General features: G+C 65.0%; 20 protein-coding genes. 7 read left to right on the forward strand and 13 right to left on the reverse strand.

What is annotated here, in order from left to right; all coding sequences use genetic code 11:
* Window positions 1-208: 208 nt before the first annotated feature.
* The 8 genes from AC0L20_RS09435 to ubiE all read right to left on the reverse strand — a co-directional run bounded on the left by AC0L20_RS09435 (window position 209) and on the right by ubiE (window position 10036).
* Window positions 209-931 (reverse strand): nucleotidyltransferase family protein, encoded by a 723-nt coding sequence (locus AC0L20_RS09435; RefSeq protein WP_473288290.1) that lies wholly within the window; start codon window positions 929-931, stop codon window positions 209-211.
* A 124-nt stretch (window positions 932-1055) separates the two neighbouring features.
* Entirely contained in the window at window positions 1056-1373 is a 318-nt protein-coding gene (locus tag AC0L20_RS09440) for a PilZ domain-containing protein (RefSeq protein ID WP_456767004.1), read from the reverse strand.
* 115 nt (window positions 1374-1488) lie between these two features.
* A complete protein-coding gene (gene tsaE, locus AC0L20_RS09445) occupies window positions 1489-3021 on the reverse strand; it encodes a tRNA (adenosine(37)-N6)-threonylcarbamoyltransferase complex ATPase subunit type 1 TsaE (protein ID WP_473288291.1) in 1533 nt (510 codons plus the stop codon).
* Window positions 3018-5522 carry a sensor histidine kinase gene (locus AC0L20_RS09450; protein ID WP_473288292.1) on the reverse strand — a complete coding sequence of 835 codons (2505 nt, stop codon included), beginning with the start codon at window positions 5520-5522 and terminating at the stop codon, window positions 3018-3020. Before AC0L20_RS09450 ends, tsaE begins: the two co-directional genes overlap by 4 nt.
* A gap of 188 nt (window positions 5523-5710) precedes the next feature.
* Entirely contained in the window at window positions 5711-6169 is a 459-nt protein-coding gene (gene dut / locus AC0L20_RS09455; protein ID WP_473288293.1) for a dUTP diphosphatase, read from the reverse strand.
* Window positions 6166-7647, reverse strand: a complete 1482-nt coding sequence (gene coaBC / locus AC0L20_RS09460; RefSeq protein WP_473288294.1) for a bifunctional phosphopantothenoylcysteine decarboxylase/phosphopantothenate--cysteine ligase CoaBC — start codon at window positions 7645-7647, stop codon at window positions 6166-6168. Before coaBC ends, dut begins: the two co-directional genes overlap by 4 nt.
* Before the next feature lie 56 nt (window positions 7648-7703).
* Window positions 7704-9278, reverse strand: a complete 1575-nt coding sequence (gene ubiB, locus AC0L20_RS09465; RefSeq protein ID WP_247817709.1) for a 2-polyprenylphenol 6-hydroxylase — start codon at window positions 9276-9278, stop codon at window positions 7704-7706.
* On the reverse strand, window positions 9275-10036 hold the full coding sequence (gene ubiE, locus AC0L20_RS09470; RefSeq protein ID WP_473288295.1) for a bifunctional demethylmenaquinone methyltransferase/2-methoxy-6-polyprenyl-1,4-benzoquinol methylase UbiE: 762 nt from the start codon (window positions 10034-10036) through the stop codon (window positions 9275-9277). The genes ubiB and ubiE overlap by 4 nt, the downstream gene beginning before the upstream one ends.
* An 81-nt stretch (window positions 10037-10117) precedes the next feature.
* Between ubiE and mutM the strand changes: the two genes are divergently transcribed.
* Window positions 10118-10999 (forward strand): bifunctional DNA-formamidopyrimidine glycosylase/DNA-(apurinic or apyrimidinic site) lyase, encoded by an 882-nt coding sequence (mutM, locus tag AC0L20_RS09475; RefSeq protein ID WP_473288296.1) that lies wholly within the window; start codon window positions 10118-10120, stop codon window positions 10997-10999.
* A 271-nt stretch (window positions 11000-11270) separates the two neighbouring features.
* Here the strand turns inward: mutM and AC0L20_RS09480 are convergent, their stop codons facing one another.
* Window positions 11271-12014 (reverse strand): nucleotide-binding protein, encoded by a 744-nt coding sequence (locus tag AC0L20_RS09480; protein WP_473288298.1) that lies wholly within the window; start codon window positions 12012-12014, stop codon window positions 11271-11273.
* A gap of 239 nt (window positions 12015-12253) precedes the next feature.
* Between AC0L20_RS09480 and ggt the strand changes: the two genes are divergently transcribed.
* A complete protein-coding gene (gene ggt / locus AC0L20_RS09485) occupies window positions 12254-13933 on the forward strand; it encodes a gamma-glutamyltransferase (RefSeq protein WP_473288299.1) in 1680 nt (559 codons plus the stop codon).
* Between the two features lie 4 nt (window positions 13934-13937).
* Here ggt and AC0L20_RS09490 read toward each other — a convergent pair whose 3' ends face one another.
* On the reverse strand, window positions 13938-15296 hold the full coding sequence (locus AC0L20_RS09490) for a serine protease (protein ID WP_473288300.1): 1359 nt from the start codon (window positions 15294-15296) through the stop codon (window positions 13938-13940).
* 229 nt (window positions 15297-15525) lie between these two features.
* Here AC0L20_RS09490 and AC0L20_RS09495 point away from each other — a divergent pair, with 229 nt between their 5' ends.
* A complete protein-coding gene (locus AC0L20_RS09495; protein WP_473288301.1) occupies window positions 15526-16329 on the forward strand; it encodes a HesA/MoeB/ThiF family protein in 804 nt (267 codons plus the stop codon).
* Between the two features lie 9 nt (window positions 16330-16338).
* On the opposite strand, the gene AC0L20_RS09500 is transcribed toward AC0L20_RS09495, so the two are convergent.
* Window positions 16339-17346 (reverse strand): aldo/keto reductase, encoded by a 1008-nt coding sequence (locus AC0L20_RS09500; RefSeq protein ID WP_473288302.1) that lies wholly within the window; start codon window positions 17344-17346, stop codon window positions 16339-16341.
* Window positions 17347-17461: 115 nt separating this feature from the next.
* Between AC0L20_RS09500 and AC0L20_RS09505 the strand changes: the two genes are divergently transcribed.
* Entirely contained in the window at window positions 17462-18370 is a 909-nt protein-coding gene (locus AC0L20_RS09505; protein ID WP_473288303.1) for a LysR family transcriptional regulator, read from the forward strand.
* A 140-nt stretch (window positions 18371-18510) separates the two neighbouring features.
* Here AC0L20_RS09505 and AC0L20_RS09510 read toward each other — a convergent pair whose 3' ends face one another.
* The gene (locus tag AC0L20_RS09510; RefSeq protein ID WP_018455785.1) at window positions 18511-19512 is read right to left on the reverse strand and encodes a 2-hydroxyacid dehydrogenase; all 1002 of its coding nucleotides are present in this window, start codon (window positions 19510-19512) and stop codon (window positions 18511-18513) included.
* A gap of 326 nt (window positions 19513-19838) precedes the next feature.
* Between AC0L20_RS09510 and AC0L20_RS09515 the strand changes: the two genes are divergently transcribed.
* The gene (locus AC0L20_RS09515) at window positions 19839-20369 is read left to right on the forward strand and encodes an SH3 domain-containing protein (protein ID WP_456767017.1); all 531 of its coding nucleotides are present in this window, start codon (window positions 19839-19841) and stop codon (window positions 20367-20369) included.
* Window positions 20370-20531: 162 nt separating this feature from the next.
* Here the strand turns inward: AC0L20_RS09515 and irrA are convergent, their stop codons facing one another.
* Window positions 20532-21023 carry an iron response transcriptional regulator IrrA gene (gene irrA / locus AC0L20_RS09520; RefSeq protein WP_018455787.1) on the reverse strand — a complete coding sequence of 164 codons (492 nt, stop codon included), beginning with the start codon at window positions 21021-21023 and terminating at the stop codon, window positions 20532-20534.
* A 355-nt stretch (window positions 21024-21378) separates the two neighbouring features.
* On the opposite strand from irrA, the gene fabA reads away from it, so the two are divergent.
* A complete protein-coding gene (gene fabA, locus AC0L20_RS09525) occupies window positions 21379-21900 on the forward strand; it encodes a bifunctional 3-hydroxydecanoyl-ACP dehydratase/trans-2-decenoyl-ACP isomerase (protein WP_456767018.1) in 522 nt (173 codons plus the stop codon).
* A 39-nt stretch (window positions 21901-21939) separates the two neighbouring features.
* Window positions 21940-23163, forward strand: coding sequence for a beta-ketoacyl-ACP synthase I (gene fabB / locus AC0L20_RS09530; protein ID WP_473288304.1), 1224 nt, complete (start codon window positions 21940-21942; stop codon window positions 23161-23163).
* The last annotated feature ends 13 nt before the right edge of the window (window positions 23164-23176 follow it).

Consider the following 23176-nt stretch of genomic DNA (forward strand, 5'->3'; position numbering starts at 1 on the left):
GGCCAATATAGGGAGGCGGAGTCAAATGGATATGGGCGGAGGGGGGATAGTCCCCGCTGTTCGTCGCACCTGGACCGGTGTCATCATCCGCGAAGGCGGATGATCCAGTATTCCAGAGCCGGTGGAGATTCAGCCGAGAAGCCGCGGCGTACTGGATGCCCCGCCCCCCGTGCGCAATTGCGCACTAGGCGGGGCATGACGGCACGGCTTAAGCCACGCTCTCCAGAAACGCCTCTTCCGCCGCGTGCACGGCATCAGGCGTGCCGACATGCATCCAGACGCCGTCGAGGCGGAGGCCGAACAGCCGCTCCTGCTCGTTGGCACGGTCGAACATCTTGGTCAGCGAGAACTCGCCCGTCGGAGCATCGGCGAAGATCGACGGCGACAGGATCGCCGCGCCGGCATAGACGAACGGAACGACCTCTTTTTCCTTGCGCTTGCGCAGGGCGCCGTCGGCCAGCATGCCGTAATCGCCGCGGCCGCTATAGCCGATGCTGGTCGCCGTCGGCGCCATCAGCAGCAAAATGTCCATCCGCTCAGGATCGAAGTTTTCGGCGAGCCGCGTCAGGTTGGAGCGCACGCCGTCGATCCACAGCGTGTCGGAATTGACGTGAAAGAACGGTGCGTCCCCGAGCAGTGGCAGTGCCTTGACCACGCCGCCGCCGGTGCCGAGCACCTGGTCTCGCTCGTCCGAGATGGTCACGCGCGGATGCTGGCGGGATGCGGTGTGATCGATGATCTGGTCCGGCAGGTAGTGTACGTTGACCACCGCCTCGTTCACGCCGGCCTGGGCGAGCTTGTCGAGCACGTGGTCGAGCAGCGGCTGGCCGGCCACCGGAACCATCGGTTTCGGCATCCTGTCCGTCAACGGACGCATGCGCAGGCCGAACCCTGCGGCGAGCACCATGGCTTTGGTCGGTTTGACGGACATCCTTCGCTTTCTCAGACCTACTGATCTCGCGTTCGCAGCAATCCTAACACGAGGCTGGACTGACCGCACCGCGTCTTAACCGCCTTAACCACCTGCCGTGACGCTTGTACGACGGGTGTTGCCGTTACGCCCCGATGGATGTGGAACGCGCCTTTTTCTTCTTGTCGCCGAGCTTGAGAAAGTTGACGCCGATCTGGTCGCCATTGACCCAGGCGAGCTCGCAGCGTCGGTACGCAAGTCCGGTGGACGACAGCAGCAGAAAGAACTCCTTCAGATGCAGGCCTTCGACCGAGCCGTCGATGGTCAGCTTGGCGCCGCTGTCGGAGACGTCCTCCATGGTGCACTCGCGCCGCCAGGTCCCGTCGATACCCATCATCTGGGCCGCGATCCCGCGCTCGAAAACAACCCGGCTGTTGCCGCGCTGGTCCGTCTTCACCGCCATCTGCCCTGCTCCAGCCCCGTAATCATCCCGGCTGCTCGCCGCCAGATTACCGGTGTCTTGGCTAACAGCCGGTAAATCGGGCCCCGAATCAGCCTTTTCAGCCCGTAATAGCCTTTCAGCCTTGGGCCGGCCTTTGGGGTGGCGGGACGTTGGCGAGATACCAGTCGCGCAGAGAGCTAAGCGCGGGATGCGCCAGGGAGCGCTGGAGATAGGTCCAGATCCGCGGCTGGTGACGCAGATAATGCGGCTTGCCGTCGCGGCGGTTGAGGCGGGCGAAGGTGCCAAGCAGACGCGTGTTCCGCTGCGCCGACATGATGGCGTAGAGCTCGGCGAAGCCGGCCGCGTCGAAGCTCGCGTCGCTGGCGCGGCGTGCCTTGATGTAGCGCGACAGCAGCGTCAGTTCGATCGCCTCGGGCACGTCGATGCGGGCGTCCTGGAGCAGCGACACCACGTCGTAGGATTGCGGCCCCAGCACGGTGTCCTGGAAATCGATCACGCCGACGCGTTCGATGCCGGTGCGATTCCCGAGCCAGATCAGGTTCGGCGAGTGATAGTCGCGGATGATCCAGGTCTTCGGTGCCGCCAGCGGTTTCTTGAGCAGCTCGCGCCACATCGCGAAAAATTCGGCGCGCTTCTCGTCGTCCAGTGGGGCATTGCGATCGGGCAGGTACCATTCCGGCATCAAGCCGATTTCAATCAGCAGCGCTTCGGCATCGAAGACGGGAATAGTGTAGGTCTGGCCCCCGAGCGGCAACGTTTCCGGCAGCGTCTTGCCGTGCAGCACGGCCAGCAAATCGACCGCGGCTTCGTAGCGTTCGGCGATCGGGCGCGGCGGATCGCCCTCGATCACGCCTTCGCTGCCGAAGTCTTCGCTGATCAGGAATCCATGCTCGAGGTCGCAATGATGGATCGCGGGCGCGGAGATTCCTTGCGCGCGCAGGCCCTCGTCGATGGCGACGAAGGGTTTGATGTTTTCGGCGAGATGCACCGCGGCGCTGTAGGATTTTCCGTTGTACATGGCAGCACCGTCCGGGCGCTGCGGAGAATTCATGAGGATGACGATCTGGTCGTCGCGCAGCAGCCGCGCATAGGAGCGGGTGGAGGCGTCGCCCGCCATGCGTTTGCGCGTTGCCTCCATGTAGCCGGATGCATCGAGGAATTCGCGCAGCGCCTGCAGCCGCGCGACGATAGCGACGGCCTTTCCATGGCCGGTGATGTCGGCGGCGCGTGCATTCGAGCCCAGTGCCGGCCGGTGCGTCAGCGCGATGTCGATGCGATCTTGAGGCATCGCCGACGGCGCGCGCTCCGGCCATTCGATCAGGACGAGGGTTGCTTCCGGCAACGGCGCCAGCCCGATCTCTTCGAGCTCGCTCTCGTCCTCGACGCGGTAGAGGTCGGCATGCATCACCGGGAATGGCGGCAGCTCGTAGCCCTGCACCAGCGTGAAGGTCGGGCTTGGCACTTCCAGTACATCATCGCCGGCGAGATAGCGGATCATGGCCCGCGCCGCCGCGGTCTTGCCGGCTCCGAGATCGCCGGTGAGCGTGATGACATCGCCGGAGCCAACCAGCAGCGCGAGGTCGGCCATCAGTTGCGCAGTGGCCGTCTCGTTGTGGAGCGCGACAGAGAATGTGGTTGGCGCAGTCATTCGGCGGCGTCGCGATGCGCCGCCTGGTCGGTCGGGAAATCACAGATCACGACCGTGCCCCTGCCCACGATCGAATCGACCCGGATATTGCCGCCATGCAGCTCGACGAAGGAACGCACCAGCGACAGGCCCAGCCCGGCGCCGCGATGACGCGAGCCTTGCGAGCGGCTTTCGAACCAGTTGAACACCTTGTCCTTCATGTCGGCAGGTATTCCAGGCCCGGAATCTGTCACAGTGAAGACCACACTGCGTTCGGTGCGGCGGGCGCTGATGCCGACGGTGGAATCCGGGGGAGAAAACCCGACGGCGTTGGCGAGGAGGTTATAGAGCACCTGCACCACGCGCTTCTCGTCGCCGGTGAAGCTGCCGACATCGGGCGCGATCTCGACCTTGAGGCGGATGCGGTCGGTGGCGAGCCGATCCTGGAGACCTTCGGCGGCGAGCTCGATGGTCTTGCTGACGTCGACCGGACCGAGTTCCAGCTTCATGGCGCCGGCGTCGATGGTGGCGAGATCCAGGATATTGTTGGTCAGCGCCAGCAGCGCATTGGTCGATTTGGTGACGTAGTCGAGATATTCGGCCTGTTTCGGCGTCAGCGGCCCGGTCGAGGGATCGCTGAGGAAATGCGCGAAGCCGATGATGGTGGTGAGCGGCGAGCGCAGCTCGTAGGAGACGTGGTGGACGAAATCCACCTTCATCTGATCGGCCGCCTCCAGCGCCTCGTTGCGCTCGCGCAGCGCGCGCTCGACGTTCTCGGTGTCGGTGATGTCCTGGAACGTCAGCATCGTGGCGCCGTCGTGCAGGGGCCGGATCATGCCGTCGAGCACGCTGCCGTCCTTGCGCTCCAGCTTCAGCGGAATGTCGGCGCGGCTCTCGATCGAGGTGACGGCCTCGCGGATCTGTCGCCAGACGATCGCGTCGTCGAACAGCTGATGGCACCAGCCCTCGACCGTCTGGATGTGCGGCTCGTCGCGCATGGCGTCAACGGACAGCTTCCACATCCGGACGAAGGCCGGATTGAACAGCTGCGCCTTGCCGTTGCTGCCGAACACCGCGACGCCCTCGGCGAGGCTGTCCAGCGTCTCGCGCTGGACCCGGATCATGCCGTCGAAGCGGCGGGCGAGCTCAAGGCTCTCGGTGACGTCGTCGAACAGATAGGTGACGCCGCCTTCGGGGTTCGGCGTGGTGACGACGGAGAGCGCGCGGCCGTCGGGCAGGTACCAGGTGTCCTTGGCAGCCTCGACCGCGCGATAGGCCTCGTGCAGCTTGGCCTTCCAGGCGCGGAAGTCCGGCTGTTCCGGCAATTTGCGCGCGGCGCGGAGCTTGTCGAGCACGCTGGAATCATCGGGGTTGGCGTCGAGAAAGGTACGGTCGAGGTCCCACAGCTGGCGGTAGGAATCATTGTAGAACGCGAGCCGGCGCTGGCCGTCGAACACGGCAACGCCGGAGGAGAGCTGGTCGAGCGTGCGGCGATGCGCCTCCGCCATCCGCACCAGCGCCGAGCTCAACGCATCCGCCTCGCTGGCATCGATGGCAACGCCGACATTGCCACCTCCGACATTGACGGCGCGCACGTCATAGATGCGCCGCTCGCCGCCGATCACGATCGGCAGGCGCGAGGTGAAATTGGCCGCTTCCTTCAGCCCCCGCTCCATCGCGCTCCGGTCGGCGCTGTCGAGCAGCTCGAGCTTGCGCTCCTGGGCGTCGGTGATGCTGGCCGCCTCGGTGGCACGGACATAGGCGGGGTTGGCGTAAGCCAGCGCGCCGTTCTCGCCCTTGGCCCAGATCGGCCAGGGTGCGGCGGTCGCGAAACCGCGCAGCATCTCCGTCTCGTCGGAGAGGGCCTTGTAGCGCAGATTGGTCTCGGCCAGATCGCGGCGGAGCCCTGAGAGCTCGCGAATCCTGACGATGGCCTGGCCTCCGATGGCGCGGCCGATCGCCTCCAGCGTGTGGCCATGCGCGGTGGTGAGCGTCAGCTGGAACCCGTCGCCGCGGTCGCGCAACGCATCGACGGCGTGATCCATCCGGAGCGCTGGTTCCGGCGGCAACCAGGTTCCAAACGCCAGCACACGTTGTGGAGAGGAGTCGCGCGGCAGCACCATGGAGGTGTCACCGGAGATCTGTGCGCGATTGTCGCCGGCCGGCCAGGAGATCAGGATCTGCGGCTCGGCGAACAGCAGTGCGCCGAAGCGGTCGGCCTGGAGCTGGAGTTCCCCGATCCGTGCGCGCAGTCGCGCCTCGTTCCTCGCCGTGCGCACGCGCGTGCGCATCAGGAGGATCGCGGCCACCACCGAGAAGCCGAGCAAGGCCAGCGCGGTGGCCAGCACCGCGAGCTCCTGCCGGTTGAAATCCAGCAACGATGAGAGTGTGTCGACGAGGTCGGCGGCCTCAGCCGGCGCAGCCGGCAGCAGCGCTGCGAGAGCGCTTCCTAACAAGCCGTTGCGCACGAGCGATGTGCACGACAGCAGCGTCCGACGCATCGACACGATCACGCCTGACATAGTTGCCCCAAGATCGCACGAATTTGCGCGCGGCGACCCCCGTCGCGCGCGAATCAAACGACAATACCCTCACCGTGACTCCAGCGGTAAGAGTCCAGATCGTGAACGCAAAGGCGGTCCCAAAAAAATGCGGGGCGCGGTGTTCCAATTCACGTAGTTCCTCGGTGATTCGGCCGGATGTGCCGCGCCTAGCGGCCGGTCGAGCCGAATCCGCCGGCGCCGCGGTCGGTCGTGGACAGGGTCGCCACGGGAACCAGCGCGGCCTGCACCATTGGCGCGATCACCATCTGCGCGATGCGCTCGCCGCGCTTGACCACGAAGGCGGTCTGGCCGTGATTGATCAGGATCACCTTGATCTCGCCGCGATAGTCCGCGTCGATCGTGCCCGGCGAGTTCAGCACGGTGACGCCGTGCTTGGCAGCAAGCCCAGAACGCGGCCGCACCTGCGCCTCGTAGCCGGGCGGCAACGCGATCGCGAGTCCCGTCGGCACCAGTGCGTATTGGCCGGGCGCGAGCGTCAGCGGCTCGTTCTCGGCCACCGCCGCCATCAGGTCGAGACCGGCGGCATCATTGGTCTGATAGGCCGGCAGCGGCAGCCCCTCCGCATGGGGCAGGCGTTGCAGTTCGACGGTGACTTTGGTGCTCAAGATGCGGGCTCCGGGGCTTTGTCGTTCAAGGATTTGCCGGTCACGCTCCTTGCGATGTGCGCGACCAGTTCAATGGCGACCTGTTCCTTGGTCATCGCCGGCCAGGAATCAACTGCAATCTCGCTATCCTTCTCGCCATCCTTCTCACCGCTCTTGCGACTGATGAGGTGCACGGTGTTGCGGTCCCCGCCCATCACGCCGGTTGCGGGAGAGACGTCGTTGGCGACGATCCAGTCGCAGCCCTTGCGGGCAAGCTTCGACTTGGCGTTGTCGATGAGATGCTCGGTCTCGGCGGCAAAGCCGATCACCAGTGGTGGACGCGTGTCGGTCAGCTTGGAGATCGTCGCCAGGATATCGGGGTTCTCGACCAGCTGGAGCGGCGGCATGCCGGCTGAAGTCTTCTTCAGCTTCTGCTCGCCTTCGTTGACGACCCGCCAGTCGGCGACGGCGGCGGCGAAGATCGCGATATCAGCGGGAAGCGCGGCCTGCACCTGCTCCAGCATCTGCCGTGCCGATTCCACATGCTTGACCGTCACGCCCTGGGGATCGCGAAGCTCGACCGGGCCGCTGACCAGGATCACCTCGGCGCCCGCGGCCTGTGCGGCGGCGGCGATCGCAAAGCCCTGCTTGCCGGAGGATCGATTGGCGATGTAGCGCACCGGATCGATCGGCTCGTGGGTCGGACCCGCTGTGATCAGCACGCGCTTGCCGGCGAGGGGGCGCGGCACTGGCGGCCGCAGCAGGCGCTCGGCGGCGGTCGCAATTTCGATCGCCTCGGACATGCGGCCGATCCCGGCTTCACCTGCTTCCGCCATCTCGCCGGAATTCGGCCCGATCAGCATCACGCCGTCGCGTTGAAGCTGCGCGACATTGCGCCGCGTCGCCGCGTTGTTCCACATCAGCGGATTCATCGCCGGCGCGAGCAGGACCTTGCGGTTGGTCGCGAGCAGGATGGCGCTGGCGAGATCGTCGGCATGGCCATTGGCGATCTTGGCCATCAAATCCGCGGTCGCAGGCGCCACCACGATCAGGTCGCACTCGCGCGCGAGGCGGATATGACCGGCGTCGAACTCGCTCTGGGGATCGAACAGGTCGGTGTAGACGCGCTCGTGCGAGAGCGCGCTCACGGCCAGCGGCGTGACGAATTGCTGCGCCGCCTTGGTCAGTACGCAACGCACCTCAATCCGCCGCTCCTTGAGCCTTCGGATCAGGTCGAGCGATTTGTAGGCCGCAATCCCACCGCCGATGATCAGGGTGACGCTGGCTTCTGGAACGGCGCCGGTGCGTTGGGGCAGCGGGGTGGTGGCCGAGGCCGCGGGCGGCGCCGTGAATGGCGTCAGGGGCTCCTCGCGGCCCTCGATCAGCTCCCCGAGGATGACCCGGACCTCTTCCTCGACCGACCTGCGGTTCTTGGCCGAGCGCAGGCGGAGGAAGGTTTTGACGTTCTCGTCGAGCTTGCGGATGGTCAGACTTGCCATGGCACTCTCCGGCGCGAAATGATAGCGATGCTATCATTCGCATGATTGCACTGCAATCAAAGATTCCGGACGGCGATCAGAATGCCGATGAAGGTCGCGGCGATGATCCAGAGCGCCACGGTGCGCCAACGGTTCTTGCGGCCCTCGCTGCGGCCCATCGCCGCGATGCTCTCCGGCGACAGCCGGATCCCCTCGCGGGTCATGGTCTCCAGCTGTTCGAGCACCGCAACCGAGCGCGCGGCGATATCAGGCAGACGCATCAGGATACGGGCGAGATCGCCGGTGCCGGAGATCGCGCCCTGGACCCGGCCGATCGGGCCGAGATTGCGCTCGATCCATTCCCGCACCACGGGGTCGGCGACTTTCCAGATGTCGAGCTTGGGATCGAAGCCGCGTGCCACGCCCTCGACCACCACCATGGTCTTCTGCAGCAGGATCAGCTCGGGCCGCGTGGTCATGTCGAAAAGGCCGGTGACCTCGAGCAGCAGCGTGAGCAGCCGCGCCATCGAGATCTCTTCCGCCGTGCGGTTGTGAATGGGCTCGCCGATGGCGCGGATCGCTTGCGCGAAGTTCTCGACCGAGTGATGCGCGGGCACATAGCCCGCCTCGAAATGCACTTCGGCGACACGGCGATAGTCGCGGGTGATGAAGCCGAGCAGGATTTCGGCGAGGAAGCGCCGCTCCTTCATGCCGAGCCGGCCCATGATGCCGAAATCAACCGCGACGAGGCGACCCGCGTCATCCAGGAACAGATTGCCTGGGTGCATGTCGGCGTGGAAGAAGCCGTCGCGCAACGCGTGGCGCAGGAAGCTCTGAATCACCTTGCGGCCGAGATCGGGCAGGTCGACCTGCGACTCGGCCAGGCGCTTGTGATCGTTCAGCGCGATGCCGTCGATCCACTCCATCGTCAGCACATTGTGCGTGGTACGGTCCCAGTCGACGGTCGGCACGCGGAAATCAGGATCGTCGCGCGTGTTCTCCGCCATCTCCGACAACGCCGCGGCCTCGAGGCGCAGGTCCATCTCCATCGCGACCGAGCGCGACATGGTGTTGATGACCTCGATGAGGCGCAGGCGCCGCGCCTCGGACGAATAGGATTCGGCCTTGTATGCGACGAAGAAGAAGTCGGAGAGATCGCGGCGGAAGCGTGCGGCCACGTTGGGCCGCAGCACTTTCACGGCGACCGCCTTGCGGATGCCGTCGCGCAGGACTTCGCCGCGATGCACCTGTGCGATCGAGGCGGCTGCGACCGGCGCACTGAGGCTCACGAACACATCGGTCAGCGGCCGTTCCAGCGACGTCGCGATCGCAGCCTCCGCCTCGGCTTGCGAGAACGGCGGCAAGCGGTCCTGCAGGCTTTCGAGGTCGCGCGCCATGATGACGCCGACGACGTCGGGACGGGTCGCCAGAAATTGTCCGAGCTTGAGATAGGCCGGGCCCATCCGGGTCAGCGCGCGCGACAGCCGCGGGCCCTGCTTCGGGCCGCGCCGCTCGATGATGCGCGCAAGTTTCAGCGCGAGCTGTCCGTGCGGCGGTACCAGACTCGGATCGACGGCGCCGAATACGCCCTCGCGCGCGAATACGAACGCGGCGCGCATCAGGCGCGCACTATGGGTTATAGCAGAGATCACAAACGCCAGCCCGAATGCAGTGCGACTATGCCGCCGGACAATATCTGCCAGTTCACGCGGGCGAAGCCGGCGTTGCGGATCATGTCGGCGAAGGCGTTGGGTCTCGGAAACTTGCGGATCGACTCGACCAGATATTGGTAGGACTCGGCGTCACCCGTGATCATGCGCCCGAGCGGCGGGATCACCTTGAACGAGAACAGGTCATAAAGGCGATCCAGCCCGGGCATCTCGACGGTGGAGAATTCCAGACAGAGGAAGCGGCTGCCTGGTTTGAGCACGCGATAGGCCTCGGCCAACGCAAGGTCGATCCGCGGCACGTTGCGAATGCCGAAAGCGATCGTATATGCGTCGAAGCTGCGGTCGGCGAAAGCGAGCGCTTCGGCATTGCCCTCGACGAAATCGACCTGGGTCTCGAGATGGCGCTTTGCGGCGCGCTCGCGGCCGACCTCCAGCATCCCGGAATTGATGTCGCAGACGGTGGCATGGAAGCCCGCGCCTGCGGCCTTGGCGGCGCGGAACGAGATGTCGCCGGTGCCGCCGGCAACGTCGAGCAGCGCGAACGGCCGGTCGCCTCTGGGCGGGTCGAGCGCGGTGATCATGATGTCCTTCCAGACCCGGTGCAGGCCACCGGACATCAAATCGTTCATCAAATCATAGCGCGACGCCACGCTGTGAAACACATCGTTCACCAGCGTCTGCTTGTCGCCCAGGGGCACGTCCCTGAAGCCAAAATGCGTGGTTTCGCCCGGCCGATCCATTACTCTACTCCACGAGGCGGACCATAGCGCGCCCGCCGCAATGGCGCTATCACACCGCCCTCATAAGGTGAATGCCTGACCATGCCCGAATTGCCCGAAGTCGAGACCGTCCGCCGCGGCCTTCAGCCTGTCATGGAGGGTGCGAAAATCCTGGTCGCGGAGGCCCGCAGGCCCGATTTGCGCTTTCCCTTCCAGCCCGACTTCGTGGCCCGACTGAAGGGGCAGGTCGTCACGGGGCTCGGCCGCCGTGCAAAATATCTCATGGCCGATCTCGCCTCCGGCGACGTGCTGTTGATGCATCTGGGCATGTCGGGCTCGTTCCGCGTCATCAAGCCGGACAACGAGGTAGCGCCCGGCGAGTTTCACTATCCGCGAGCCAAGGACTCCACGCACGATCACGTGCTGTTTCGGATGTCCTCCGGCGCCGACATCATCTTCAACGATCCGCGCCGCTTCGGTTACATGAAAGTGATCGCGCGCAGTGCGCTCGACGACGAGCCGCTGTTGCGCGGGCTCGGCCCCGAGCCGCTCGGCAACGAATTCGACGCAACGATGCTGGCCCGATCCTGCGCTGGCAAGACCACGAGCCTGAAAGCCGCGCTGCTCGATCAGCGGGTGGTCGCCGGGCTCGGCAATATCTATGTCTGCGAAGCCCTGCATCGCTCGCATCTGTCACCGCGCCGGATCGCCGCGACGCTGTCGACCAAGAAGGGCGAGACCACCGACCATGCGAAGCGACTGGTCGGCGCGATCCATACCGTGCTGAACGACGCCATCAAGGCCGGCGGCTCCAGCTTGCGCGATCATCGCCAGACCTCGGGCGAGCTCGGCTATTTCCAGCACTCGTTCAAGGTCTATGACCGCGAGGGCGAGAAATGCACCACGCCGCGCTGCGGCGGCACCGTGAAGCGGTTTACGCAGAACGGCCGGTCGACGTTCTGGTGTCCGAAATGTCAGAAGTGAGTCAGCAGCGTCGCGATGATGGAGTGCCGTAGCCCGGATGGAGCGCAGCGCAATCCGGGATCTTCATGCAATGGATGGAGGCGTCCCGGATTGCGCTTCGCTCCATCCAGGCTACGAAAGCGAATTCGCTGCGCTCGCAATGACGGCCGAGATAGAGTTTCCCCAGAAAGCGAAGCGAAGCAATCCGGCCGGGCTGGTGGCCGGATTGCTTCGTCGCTAAGGCCCCTTCCGGATGGTGAAGGGCCGGCTGGCGTCTGAGCGATTGCCCCGCTCAGGACGCCAGTATCGTGGTCTCGTCGGCTGCAAGCTCGGCGGCGACGTGCAACATTCCGTCCGCGGCCGCGATGACCTGGTCGATCAAGACGTTGGTGGTGGCGGCGAGCTCGAGCCGGGTCTCGATCCAATGCCAGAGGCCGCGGATCTCCTCGGTCGACTTGCCGTTCGGGGCGAATTCGCTGACGGCAAGGCCGCTCGCAAGCGAGTCCTGGTGGTCGTTGCGCATCACGATCAGCGGCCGCGCGAGCACCTCGGCGAGATCGAGGGCGGCTTCCTCGGCGAGGGTGTTGGCGGCATTGTCGATACGCTGGCCGCGGATCGGCGTTTGGTTCAACACGAAGCTGTAGGGCCGCTTCCAGGCACGCGCGACGCTGAGCGTCGAAACGGTCGCCTCGATGTCGGCGACGCTCGGGCGGGCCGGGATCAGGCAGAGGTCGGAATGGCGGATCGCGGCGGTGGTCGCGGCGCTGAGGCCGGCGGCGGTATCGACGATCGCGAGCTGGAGGCCGCTGTCGGCCAGCATCTTCAGCCGCGGCTCGATATCGGCGGCGTGATAGATCGGCTCGACGACGAGATCATCGGTGGTGCGGCGGCGCTGCCAGTTGGACAATGTGCCCTGCGGGTCGGTCTCGATCAGGCGAACGGTGAAGCCGGCTTGCTTGGCTGCCAGCGCGAGGCCGATGGCGAGCGTGCTCTTGCCGCTGCCACCCTTTTGGGTGGCCAGTACGATCGTGTGCATTGAAGATCAATCCTTTGGAGTGCTTGGGTCTCGGGAAACGCCACGCGAACGTGCATCGATCTCGATGCTGAGCTCTTCTCGCTCAGGACGTGCCGGCCCAATCCAAAGGGGATCGCGGAGGTCCGAATCAGCAGTCACGATGATGTCGGAATCCGGAATGCCAGCGAATCCGTACCATTACTGGACCCGTACTCGTACGTGTGCTGTGCTTGCTGCCGTGAATAAGAAGGACAAGAGGCATGGGCGGAAACTGGCGCGACCGGACGGCGACGAATTTTGAATGCCAGAAGATGCCCGCGGTATCGAGCCGCGGCATGGTGGTCAGCAACCATCCACTGGCCTCAAGCGCCGGCGCGGAGATGCTGGCCGCCGGTGGCAACGCCATCGACGCCGCGATAGCGACCCTGTTCACGCTGACCGTGGTCGAGCCGATGATGGTGGGCATCATCGGCGGTGGCATGGCGCACATCCGGCTCGCCGACGGCAGCCACCGTTTCGTCGACGGGCAGAGCACCGTGCCCGGGGCGGTGCTTGACACCAGCTACACCCCCACGCCGGGTTCCCCGCATGACGTGTTCGACACCGTCGGCAATGAAAATCTCAACGGCCCAAAGGCGGTCGCCACACCGGGTTCGCTGAAAGCCTGGTGCGAGACGCTGCGCCGCTTCGGCACCATGAGCCTTGCCGATGTCATGCAGCCCGCGATCAAGCACGCCGCGCGCGGCTACGCGGCGACACCCTATCTGCACGAATGCATCAGCGAGAGCGCCGCCGAAATGCGCAAGGACAAGCCGATCGCGGCGATTTACTTGCCTGATGGAGAGCCGTTGAAGGTCGGTGAACGCGTGGTACAGGCCGAATATGCCGAGACGTTGCGGCATATCGCCGACCACGGCGAGATCGCGCTCTACGAGGGGCCGCTTGGCGACATCCTGGTCGATTACATGGAAAAGGCCGGCGGCTTCATCCGGCGCAAGGACCTCACCAGCTACAAGACCGTCGAACGGCAGCCGATCCGCGCCGATTACCGAGGCTGGACCATCTTTGGCCCGCCGCCGCCCGCGGCCTCGGGCGTGCATATCGCGCAGATGCTGAACATCCTGGAGGGTTACGACGTCGGCAGCCTCGGCTTCGGTACGCCCGAGACCATCCACTATCTCGCCGAGGTCCTGAAGATCGCCTTCGCCGATCGCGCCGCGGCCAGCGGCGATCCTGATTATGTCGGCGTCCCCGTGGAGCGGCTGACCTCGAAGGCCTATGCCGAGGAGCGCCGCGCTGCGATCGATCCGGCGCGGGCGCAGAGCTGGGGCGCCGGCGTGTCGCAGCTTGAAGGCGCGCACACCACGCACGTGACTGCGGCCGATGCGTTCGGCAACGTGGTTGCGACCACGCAGACCATCAACAATCTGTTCGGTGCCAAGATCATGATCCCGGGCCTCGGCGCCATCGCCAACAACTACATGAACCTGTTCGATCCGCGGCCAGGCCACGCGTTGTCGCTTGCGCCGGGCAAGCGGGTGACGACCTCGATGTCGCCGATGATGGCGCTGCGTGATGGAAAGCTGCGCTACGCGCTGGGTTTGCCTGGGGGAAAACGAATCTTTCCGAGCGCGATGCAGGCGCTGGTCAATCTGATCGACCACGGTATGAGCTTGCAGGAAGCGGTCGAGGCGCCGCGGGTCTGGACCGAGGGCAATGCGCTCGAGGTCGAGCAGAAGGTGCCGCAGAGCGTGCGCGCGAAGCTCGAGAGCCTGGGCCACAAGGTGCAGCCTGTCGCGACAGTCGCTGGCGGTATGAACGGTATCGCCTTCCACGAGGACGGCACCATGAGTGGCGCCGCTTGCTGGCGGGCGGACGGCACGCCGGTCGGAATTTCCGGCGGGCTCGCGAAGGCCGGGATCAGGTTCAGGCTGAGCTAGGGAGCTACTTCCGCACGCAGATCACCCGCACGACGGCGGCTTTCGCATCCGTGGACGTGCCGTTCGCGGTGACGGCGTTCGCCTTCAGGAAATCACGTACGGCTTCCGCGGAGACCATCACCGCCTGCGACGCCGGTACCGACGTTGCGGGGCCCGCAACCATCGCCGGCTTCAACAGCGCGATGCCGGCGAACTTGCCGTCGGCGTCAATCGCGGCGCTGCCGGAAAATCCGACGGCCGGTGGCGGTGAGAGCGGGGAATCGCCGCCACCTACGGATGCCGGCGCGGCCTTGAGGGTCGACACACCGGCGGCTCCGCCCTGGCTCTGCGGGTCGGCGATGCCGATGACATCGACACTCGTCTTTGCCGCGCCCGCGACGAGGCTGAGCGGCTTCAGGCCGCGTGCGCCGTAGATGTGCAGCAGCGCCAGATCGTGCTCCTTGTCCTCGGCGAGACGATCGGCGCTGCCGTAGCCGGCGACCGTGATCGCAAGACAGCTATCGGTGACGAGGCGGTCCGTGATGATCGCGCCATCGTCGCTGACGACGAGGCCGGTGCCATATTCGACGGTCTTGCGCGGCGGCGGCCCGGCCTGTGGTCCCGATGGGAATGCATTGAACGCGCTCGACATCGCGATCACGACCGGCTCGACCGTGTTTTCGGTCGCCTGATCGTAGAGGATCGTCATGATGCGGACTTCATCACCCCGAGAGGTGCCGCGCATGTAAAATTTCTTGAGGCCCTGCAGACCCGACAGCACGAAGAAGTCGGGCTTCACCACGGTGTAGTCGACCTTGCGACCCGGCTCTTTCTTCTCCGCTTCGGCGAGCTTGGCTGTGGTCGGGTTCGCCTCCTTGCGGCGGCTGAGCAGCACCTGCACCGTACCGGTGGGCGAGGTCCATTTCGAGCCGTTGGCGTCGGTCGCCTGCTGCGGCACCAGTTTTGAGGGAATGCCAAGCCGCGCGCCGCTGGTCATCTCCGTCACGATCTTCCAGCCGACGCTGTCCTGTTTGCGGCGCGCGGTCTCGGCGAGCGCGGCGCGTTCCTGCGGATTGAGCACGCCCGTCGGCTTGCCGCCCTTGGCCTTCTGATACTCCTTGATCGCCTCGACCAGGCGCGCACTGACGTCGCCGGTGATAGCGCCGTTATATTGGCCAACCCAGGCAAGGTCGGACTGCAGCGACAGCCGCTCCGCCTGCGCCATGGCATCGGCCGTCGCAGCCGGCGTCTGCAATGCAGGAGGCCGGATCGGAACGGTCTGGACCGGCTTCGGCTTGGTGCCGGGGATCTGCGGTGTCGTCATCTGGGCGTGTGCGCCTGTCGCAGCCGCAAACATCAGTGTTGCCGCAAGCATCGATCTCATGACAAATCCAGCCAGCCCATTGAACGCAATGCCATTGAAGCACATCTCGTTGGTCGCGAACAATGTTGCCGTGGTTCAGGCGGGGAGAAGAGGTCTAGCTCCTCATCCTGAGGAGCCGCGTAAGCGGCGTCTCGAAGGATGAAGGCCGTGCAGCTGCAGCGGGGCCTTCATGGTTCGAGACGGCGCTTCGCGCCTCCTCACCATGAGGGGAGGATCTGGAAGGATAACGATGCTGAGCCCGGACGAACTCGAACGTTATGCCCGCCATATCGTGCTGCGCGATGTCGGTGGTCCCGGCCAGGCTGCGCTGAAGCGGGCCTCCGTGCTGGTGATCGGGGCCGGCGGGCTCGGTGCGCCCGCGTTGATGTATCTGGCGGCCGCCGGCATCGGTACGCTCGGCGTGGTCGATGACGATGTGGTGTCGCTGTCGAACCTCCAGCGCCAGGTTATTCACACCACGCCCGATATCGGCCGGCACAAGGTCGAGAGCGCCGCCGAACGGATTTCGGCGCTCAATCCGCATGTCCGCTTCGTCGGCCACGCCACCTGGCTCAATGCCGACAATGCGCTGTCGCTGATCGGCGACTATGACCTCGTGCTCGACGGCTCCGACAATTTCTCGACCCGCTATCTAGCCTCGGACGCCTGCTTCTTCGCCAAGAGGCCGCTGATCACGGCGGCGCTCGGCACCTTCGACGGCTCGCTCACCACCATCCGCGCCCATGAGAAGAACGAGCAGGGCGAATTCAATCCGACCTATCGCTGCCTGTTCCCGGAAGCGCCGCCGCCCGGGACCGTGCCGGCCTGCGCGGAAGCCGGCGTCATGGGCGCGCTGGCGGGCGTGATGGGCTCGATGATGGCGCTGGAGGCGATCCGCGAGATCGTCGGCTTTGGCGACGGCCTGGTTGGCCGCCTCCTGATGATCGATGCGCGCGCGATGCGCTTCGAGACGCTGCGTTACGCGCGCGATCCGGCCAATCCGCTCAATGGCGACGGGCCTGTGATCACTGACCTCAGCGTCCATCGCACCTGATCGCAGCCGCTACGCCGTGGCCGGCTTCTCGCTGTCGAGATGCGCCATCTGCTCGGCCGCGTAACGCGTACCGGCGGCGACATGGGGCGGGAAGGCCTTTGCCAGCACCGCGAGATGAGCCGGCGTCAGCGTGACCTTGGCCGCACCAAGTGCCTCGCTGAGGCGGTTGCGGGTGCGGGCGCCGACCAGCGGCACGATCTCCTTCCCTTGCGCCGCCACCCAGGCGATCGCGACTTGTGCCGGCGTCGCGCCAATCTCGGCGGCGATGGCGCGCAGCTGCTCCACCAGTGCCAGATTGACGTCGAGATTCGGTCCCTGGAAGCGCGGCGTCATCAGCCGGTAGTCCTTGCCCGTCTTGCCGGAGTCCTTCGACCAATGGCCGCTGATCAGGCCGCGTGCCAGCACGCCGTAAGCCGTGATGCCGATGCCGAGCTCGCGGCAGGTCGTCAGGATGTCGCGTTCGATGCCACGCTCGATCAACGAATATTCGATCTGGAGATCGGCGATCGGGTGCACGGCATGCGCGCGGCGGATGGTGTCGGAGCCGACCTCGGACAGGCCGATATGTTTGATGTAGCCGGCCTTCACGAGATCGGCGATGCCGCCGATGGTTTCCTCGATCGGAATGTTGGGATCGAGCCGCGCCGGGCGGTAGATGTCAATGTAGTCGGTGCCGAGCCGCTGCAGTGAATAGGCCAGGAAGTTCCTCGTTGCGGCCGGCCTCGTGTCCATGCCGGTGAATTCGCCGGCAGGACCGCGCAGCGCACCGAACTTGACGCTGATCTGCACCTTGTCGCGCGGCACGTCCTTGAGCGCTTCGCGCACCAGCATTTCATTGTGGCCCATGGCGTAGAAATCGCCGGTGTCGACCAGGGTGATGCCGGCATCCAGCGCGGCGTGGATCGTGGCGATGCTCTCGCCGCGATCGGCGGGGCCGTAGACCTCGGACATGCCCATGCACCCGAGACCGAGAGCGGAGACGGTGGGACCGGTTGAACCGAGTTTGCGCTGTTCCATGATGGCTCTCCTCGAAAGGGCGCTGACTGCGCCGCGTGACGAGGCCTGATATGCGCCTGATCGATTGCGCCGATAAGCTGGACAATCGAGAATGGCTTGTTCACATTGGCGAACAATGACTGAGCCCGACCTGCGTGATCTCGACGTCTTCGTGGCGGTCGCCCGCACCCGCAATTTCCGGCGCGCGGCGGTCGAAATTCGCGTGTCGGTGTCGAGCCTTAGCCAACGATTGCGAGACCTCGAAGAGCGCCTCGGCGTCCGCCTGATGAACCGCACCACCCGCAGCGTCGCCCTGACCGAGGCGGGCGATCTGCTGCTGTCGCGCTTGGCGCCGGCGCTGCGCGATGTCGGCGACGCCCTGGATCAGGTCCGCGGCCTGCGCGAAGTGGCCTCGGGCAGGCTGCGCATCAACGCGCCGCCGCCCGCGGTCGATCTCGTGCTTGCGCCGATGATCGGGCCGTTCCTTCAGGCCTATCCGCAGGTCGACCTCGACATCGTCTCCGAGAGCGGGTTCGTCGATATCGTCAGCGCGGGCTTCGATGCCGGCGTGCGCTATGGCGAGCATCTCGCGCAGGACATGGTCGCGATCTCGCTCAGCGGCCCGCAGAGCTATGTCGTGGTCGCTTCGCCCGATTACCTCGCGCGCCGCGGCAAGCCTGAGCATCCGAAGGATCTGCTCGACCACGATTGCATCCGCGCCCGCTACTCCAGCGGTGTCATGCATGATCTGGAGTTCGAGAAAGCCGGTCAGCTGGTGAAAGTCGATCCGCCGGCAAAGCTGATCTCGACCAACATGGGCCTTTCCATGCGCGCCGCGCTCGACGGCGCCGGCATCTGGGCGACGCTTGATGGATATGTCGGCGAAGCCCTGAAGTCGGGCGCGCTGGTCAGGCTGCTTGAAGACTGGTGCGAGCCGTTTCCGGGCCCGTTCCTGTATTATCCAAGCCGGCGGCAAACGCCCCCGGCGCTGCGGGCCTTCATCGATTTCGTCGCCGACTGGCGCAAGCGCAACGCCCGAGGATAGCAAACCCTCATGGTGAGGAGCGCGGAACGCGCGTCTCGAACCATGAAGGCCCGGATCTCGCCTGTCGCCATCCTTCGAGACGACCGCTACGCGGTCTCCTCAGGACGAGGCTGGAGAGCTTGTCGCGCAGTAAGTTGGACTCAGAGCATGCTCGGCAGCACGCGATCCGGCGGCTTGTGGGCGTCGAGGAAGGTGCGGATGTTGATGATCACCTTCTCGCCCATCTCGACGCGGCCCTCGATCGTGGCCGAGCCCATGTGCGGCAGCAACGTCACCTTGCCGGCCTTGGCGAGCCGCACCAGCTTCGGATTCACCGCGGGCTCGTGCTCATAGACATCGAGGCCGGCGCCGCCGATCTCGCCGCCTTCGATCAGCTTGATCAGCGTGTCCTCGTCAGTGACCCCGCCGCGCGCGGTGTTGACGATGTAGGCGTCCTTGCGAATGAGCTTCAGCCGGCGCGCCGACAGCAGATGGTAGGTCGCAGGCGTGTGCGGACAGTTCACCGAGATGATGTCCATCCGCGCCAGCATCTGGTCGAGGCTTTCCCAATAGGTCGCGCCCAGCTCTTCGGCGATCTTCGGCGCCACCGGTCGGCGGTTGTGGTAGTGGATCTGCAAGCCGAAGGCGCGTGCGCGGCGTGCAACCGCTTGGCCGATGCGGCCCATGCCGATGATGCCGAGGCGCTTTCCGCCGATGCGATGGCCAAGCATCCAGGTCGGCGACCAGCCCGGCCAGGGTTTTCCTTCCGTCAGGATCGAGGCGCCTTCGATCATCCGCCTGGGCACGGCGAGGATCAGCGCCATCGTCATGTCGGCGGTGTCTTCGGTCAAAACTTTGGGCGTGTTGGTGACGGTGATGCCGCGGGCATGCGCGGCCTCGACATCGATGTTGTCGACGCCGTTGCCGAAATTGGCGATCAGTTTCAGCCTGCAGTCGGGCTGGTTGACGATATCGGCGGAGATGTGATCGGTCACGGTGGGGACCAGCACGTCGGCGGTGCGGGCGGCTTCCGCGATCTGCTCGGGCGACATCGGCGTGTCGTCGAGATTGATCCGCGCGTCGAACAGCTCGCGCATCCGGGTCTCGATCGAGTCCGGAAGCTTGCGCGTCACGACGACGAGGGGCTTTTTCTTCACCGACATGTCCTGCCCTCATGAGGCGTTGCGAGCCGCCTCTGTCGCCAAAGGCCGGCCGTTGAGGCCTCATTAACCCGGTTGTTCGAGACTGCCTTTGCCGTGTCGTCCCCGGCGTTTCCTTCAAGCTCTCCCGACATTTCCGGCCGGAAAATCGGGACAAACCGGTTGTTCAGACGTCCGTCCTCTCTAGCAGAAGGCCGGGCCAAGACAAGAACCACGGGCAAAGGGCTCGGGAACACCCGCGTGGGGCGGGTCAGGGGCGACAGTGGCCTGGTTTTGGAATTTTGGGGTGAGGGCCCGGCTCGGCTGGACCTTCGACAGGAGACGGGTTGATGGCGTTGGGGCGTTTTTGTTCGGTGATGGCGCTCGTTTGCACCTGGTTGAGCGCTTCGGTCAGTCCCGGGCATTCGGCAAAGGACAGCACACCCCAGACGGCCTCGGGCCTCCCGGTGCCGCGCTACGTCAGCCTGAAATCGGATCACGTCAACGTCCGCGCCGGCCCGACCAAGGACAATGACGTCGCCTGGGTCTACACCCGCTCCGGCCTGCCGGTCGAAATCACCGCCGAGTTCGAGAACTGGCGCCGGGTGCGCGATTCCGAGGGCGCCGAGGGCTGGGTCTATCACTCGCTGCTGTCGGGCCGCCGCACCGCGGTCGTCACGATGAAGCACAAGGACGAGCTCGCGCCGATCTACGATCGCGCCGATCCCGACAGCGCGGTGGCCGCAAAGCTCCAGGCCGGCGTCGTCACCCAGGTGAAGAAGTGCAGCGCAAACTGGTGCCACGTTCTCGGCAACGGCTTTGACGGCTGGATTCAGCAGGAGCGCCTCTGGGGCGTCTACTCGGACGAGCAGGTGAACTGATCTCGTGGTCGTCCCGGCGAAGGCCGGGACCCATAACCACAGGCAGTAGTTTGAGGAAGAGTGGTAGTTACCCGGTCGTCCCGCGATACAGATTGCTGTGATTATCGATAAATCACGCGGTATGGGTCCCGGCCTTCGCCGGGACGACGCGAGATTCGAAGCTCAGCGCTTCTTGCGCAGCCGTACGACCATGTCGATGCGGGCGATCTCGTAACCCGCGGGCACCTCCGGCATCTTGGACAGCGCCAGATGCGGATCCTCGATATCGACCAGCTCATGGCTGTTCTCGAGGTAGTAGTGATGGTGGGTGGTGACGTTGGTGTCGAAATAGGTCTTGGTGCCGTCGACGCTGACCTGACGCAGTAGACCGGCGTCGGTGAGCTGGTTAAGGGTGTTGTAGACGGTCGCCAGCGAGACCGGCACCTTGGCCAGCGTCGCTTCTTCGTAGAGCATTTCAGCCGTGAGGTGACGTGCACCCTTGCCGAACAGGAGCCAGCCGAGCGCCATACGCTGGCGGGTCGGGCGAAGCCCTGCGGACTGGAGCATTTCGTTGACGTCGTGCCACGGGCAACCGGTCAAAGCCGGCTGGCGGCCGGACATTAGAGCCGCCGCATGGGCCTCTTCGTCGCGATGGGGCGCGTTATTTTCGTTCATTTCCAGCTTCGGGCACGCGTGAACACTGTGATCCCCAAACATATATGGAGAGATAGATGCAGATGCAAGTTTCTCGCAACTAGAGTGGTTCTAATCAGGTAGGGAACCGGCTTGGTGGCCCGTCATTTTACCTTCATGAGAGCGCTTTGCTACCCGAAATGGCCTGTGTTAGAGAGCCCGCGGTTCCGCTTAACCGATTTTGGCGCGACCCGGCATTGAAGGCCGCTCGCTATCGATCCAGGGTCCTTCGGTATTCTCGTCCGACAATGGCAACAGCTGTTGCCTTTCGAACAGGAGAGGGCCCATTTTCGCCGGAAACGCCGCTCAATCGGGGTTTGAACACAAAGGCTTCCGCATGCTGAACAGGCGCAACGGTTACGAATATGAAGATCTGCTGGCATGTGCCCGCGGCGAGATGTTCGGCCCTGGCAATGCGCAATTGCCGCTGCCGCCGATGCTCATGTTCGACCGCATTGCGGACATCAGCGAGACCGGCGGTGAATTCGGCAAGGGCGTGGTGCGCGCCGAGCTCGACGTGAAGCCCGACCTCTGGTTCTTCGGCTGCCACTTCAAGAACGATCCGGTGATGCCCGGCTGCCTCGGGCTCGATGCACTGTGGCAAATGGTCGGCTTTTATCTGGGCTGGAGCGGCGGTGAAGGTCGCGGTCGGGCGCTTGGCCTGAACGAGCTGAAGTTCAGCGGCCAGGTGCTGCCGGAGGCCCGCAAGGTTGTGTACAACATCGATATCAAGCGCGTGATGCGTTCAAAGCTGGTGCTCGGTATCGCCGACGGATGGCTTTCGGTCGATGACCAGATTATCTATCGCGCGAAGGATTTGAAGGTCGGCCTGTTCAAGCAGGGCACGAGCCTGGGCTGAGCGCATCACCACGAAGACAACGATTGAGGCGAGGCTGTCATGAGGCGGGTTGTGGTCACCGGGATGGGCATTGTCTCCTCCATCGGAAACAACACCCAGGAAGTGCTTGCGAGCCTTCACGAGGCGAAGTCGGGCATTTCGCGGGCTGAGAAATATGCCGAGCTCGGCTTCCGTTCACAGGTGCAGGGTGCGCCGACGCTCGATCCTTCGACGGTAGTCGACCGCCGCGCCATGCGTTTCCTCGGTCAGGGCGCGGCGTGGAATCACGTCGCGATGGAACAGGCGATCCAGGATTCCGGGCTTTCGCCTGACGAAATTTCCAATATTCGCACCGGCATCATCATGGGCTCCGGCGGCCCGTCGGCGCGCACCATCGTCGAGGCCGCCGACATCACCCGCACCAAGGGACCGAAGCGCGTCGGGCCGTTTGCAGTGCCGAAGGCGATGTCCTCCACGGCCTCCGCGACGCTTGCGACCTGGTTCAAGATCAAGGGCGTGAACTATTCGATCTCGTCCGCCTGCGCCACGTCGAACCATTGCGTCGGCAACGCCTATGAGACGATCCAGATCGGCAAGCAGGACGTCATCTTCGCCGGCGGCTGCGAGGAGCTGGACTGGTCGCTGTCGGTGCTGTTCGACGCCATGGGCGCGATGTCCTCGAAGTACAACGACACGCCTGCCACGGCCTCGCGTCCCTACGACGTCAACCGCGACGGCTTCGTGATTGCCGGCGGCGCCGGCGTGCTGGTGCTGGAAGAGCTCGAGCATGCCAAGGCGCGCGGCGCGCGCATTTACGGCGAGATCGTCGGCTACGGCGCGACGTCCGACGGCTACGACATGGTCGCACCGTCAGGCGAGGGCGCCGAGCGCTGCATGCGCATGGCGATGTCGACCGTGAAGACCAAGGTCGACTACATCAATCCGCACGCGACATCGACGCCGGCCGGCGATCCGCCGGAGATCGACGCGCTCCGCAGGGTGTTCGGAAGTGGCGAGAAGTGCCCGCCGATCTCGGCGACCAAGGCGCTGACCGGTCACTCCCTGGGCGCAACCGGCGTGCAGGAAGCGATCTATTCGCTGCTGATGATGAACAATGGTTTCATCTGCGAGAGCGCACACATCCAGGAACTCGACCCCGCGTTCGCCGATATGCCGATCGTGCGCAAGCGCATCGACAACGTCAAGATCGGCACCGTGCTGTCGAACTCCTTCGGCTTCGGCGGCACCAACGCCACGCTGGTGTTCAGCCGGCTGGATGCGTGACGTCCTTGCGGAC

Source organism: Bradyrhizobium sp. Kon58 (assembly GCF_055807455.1).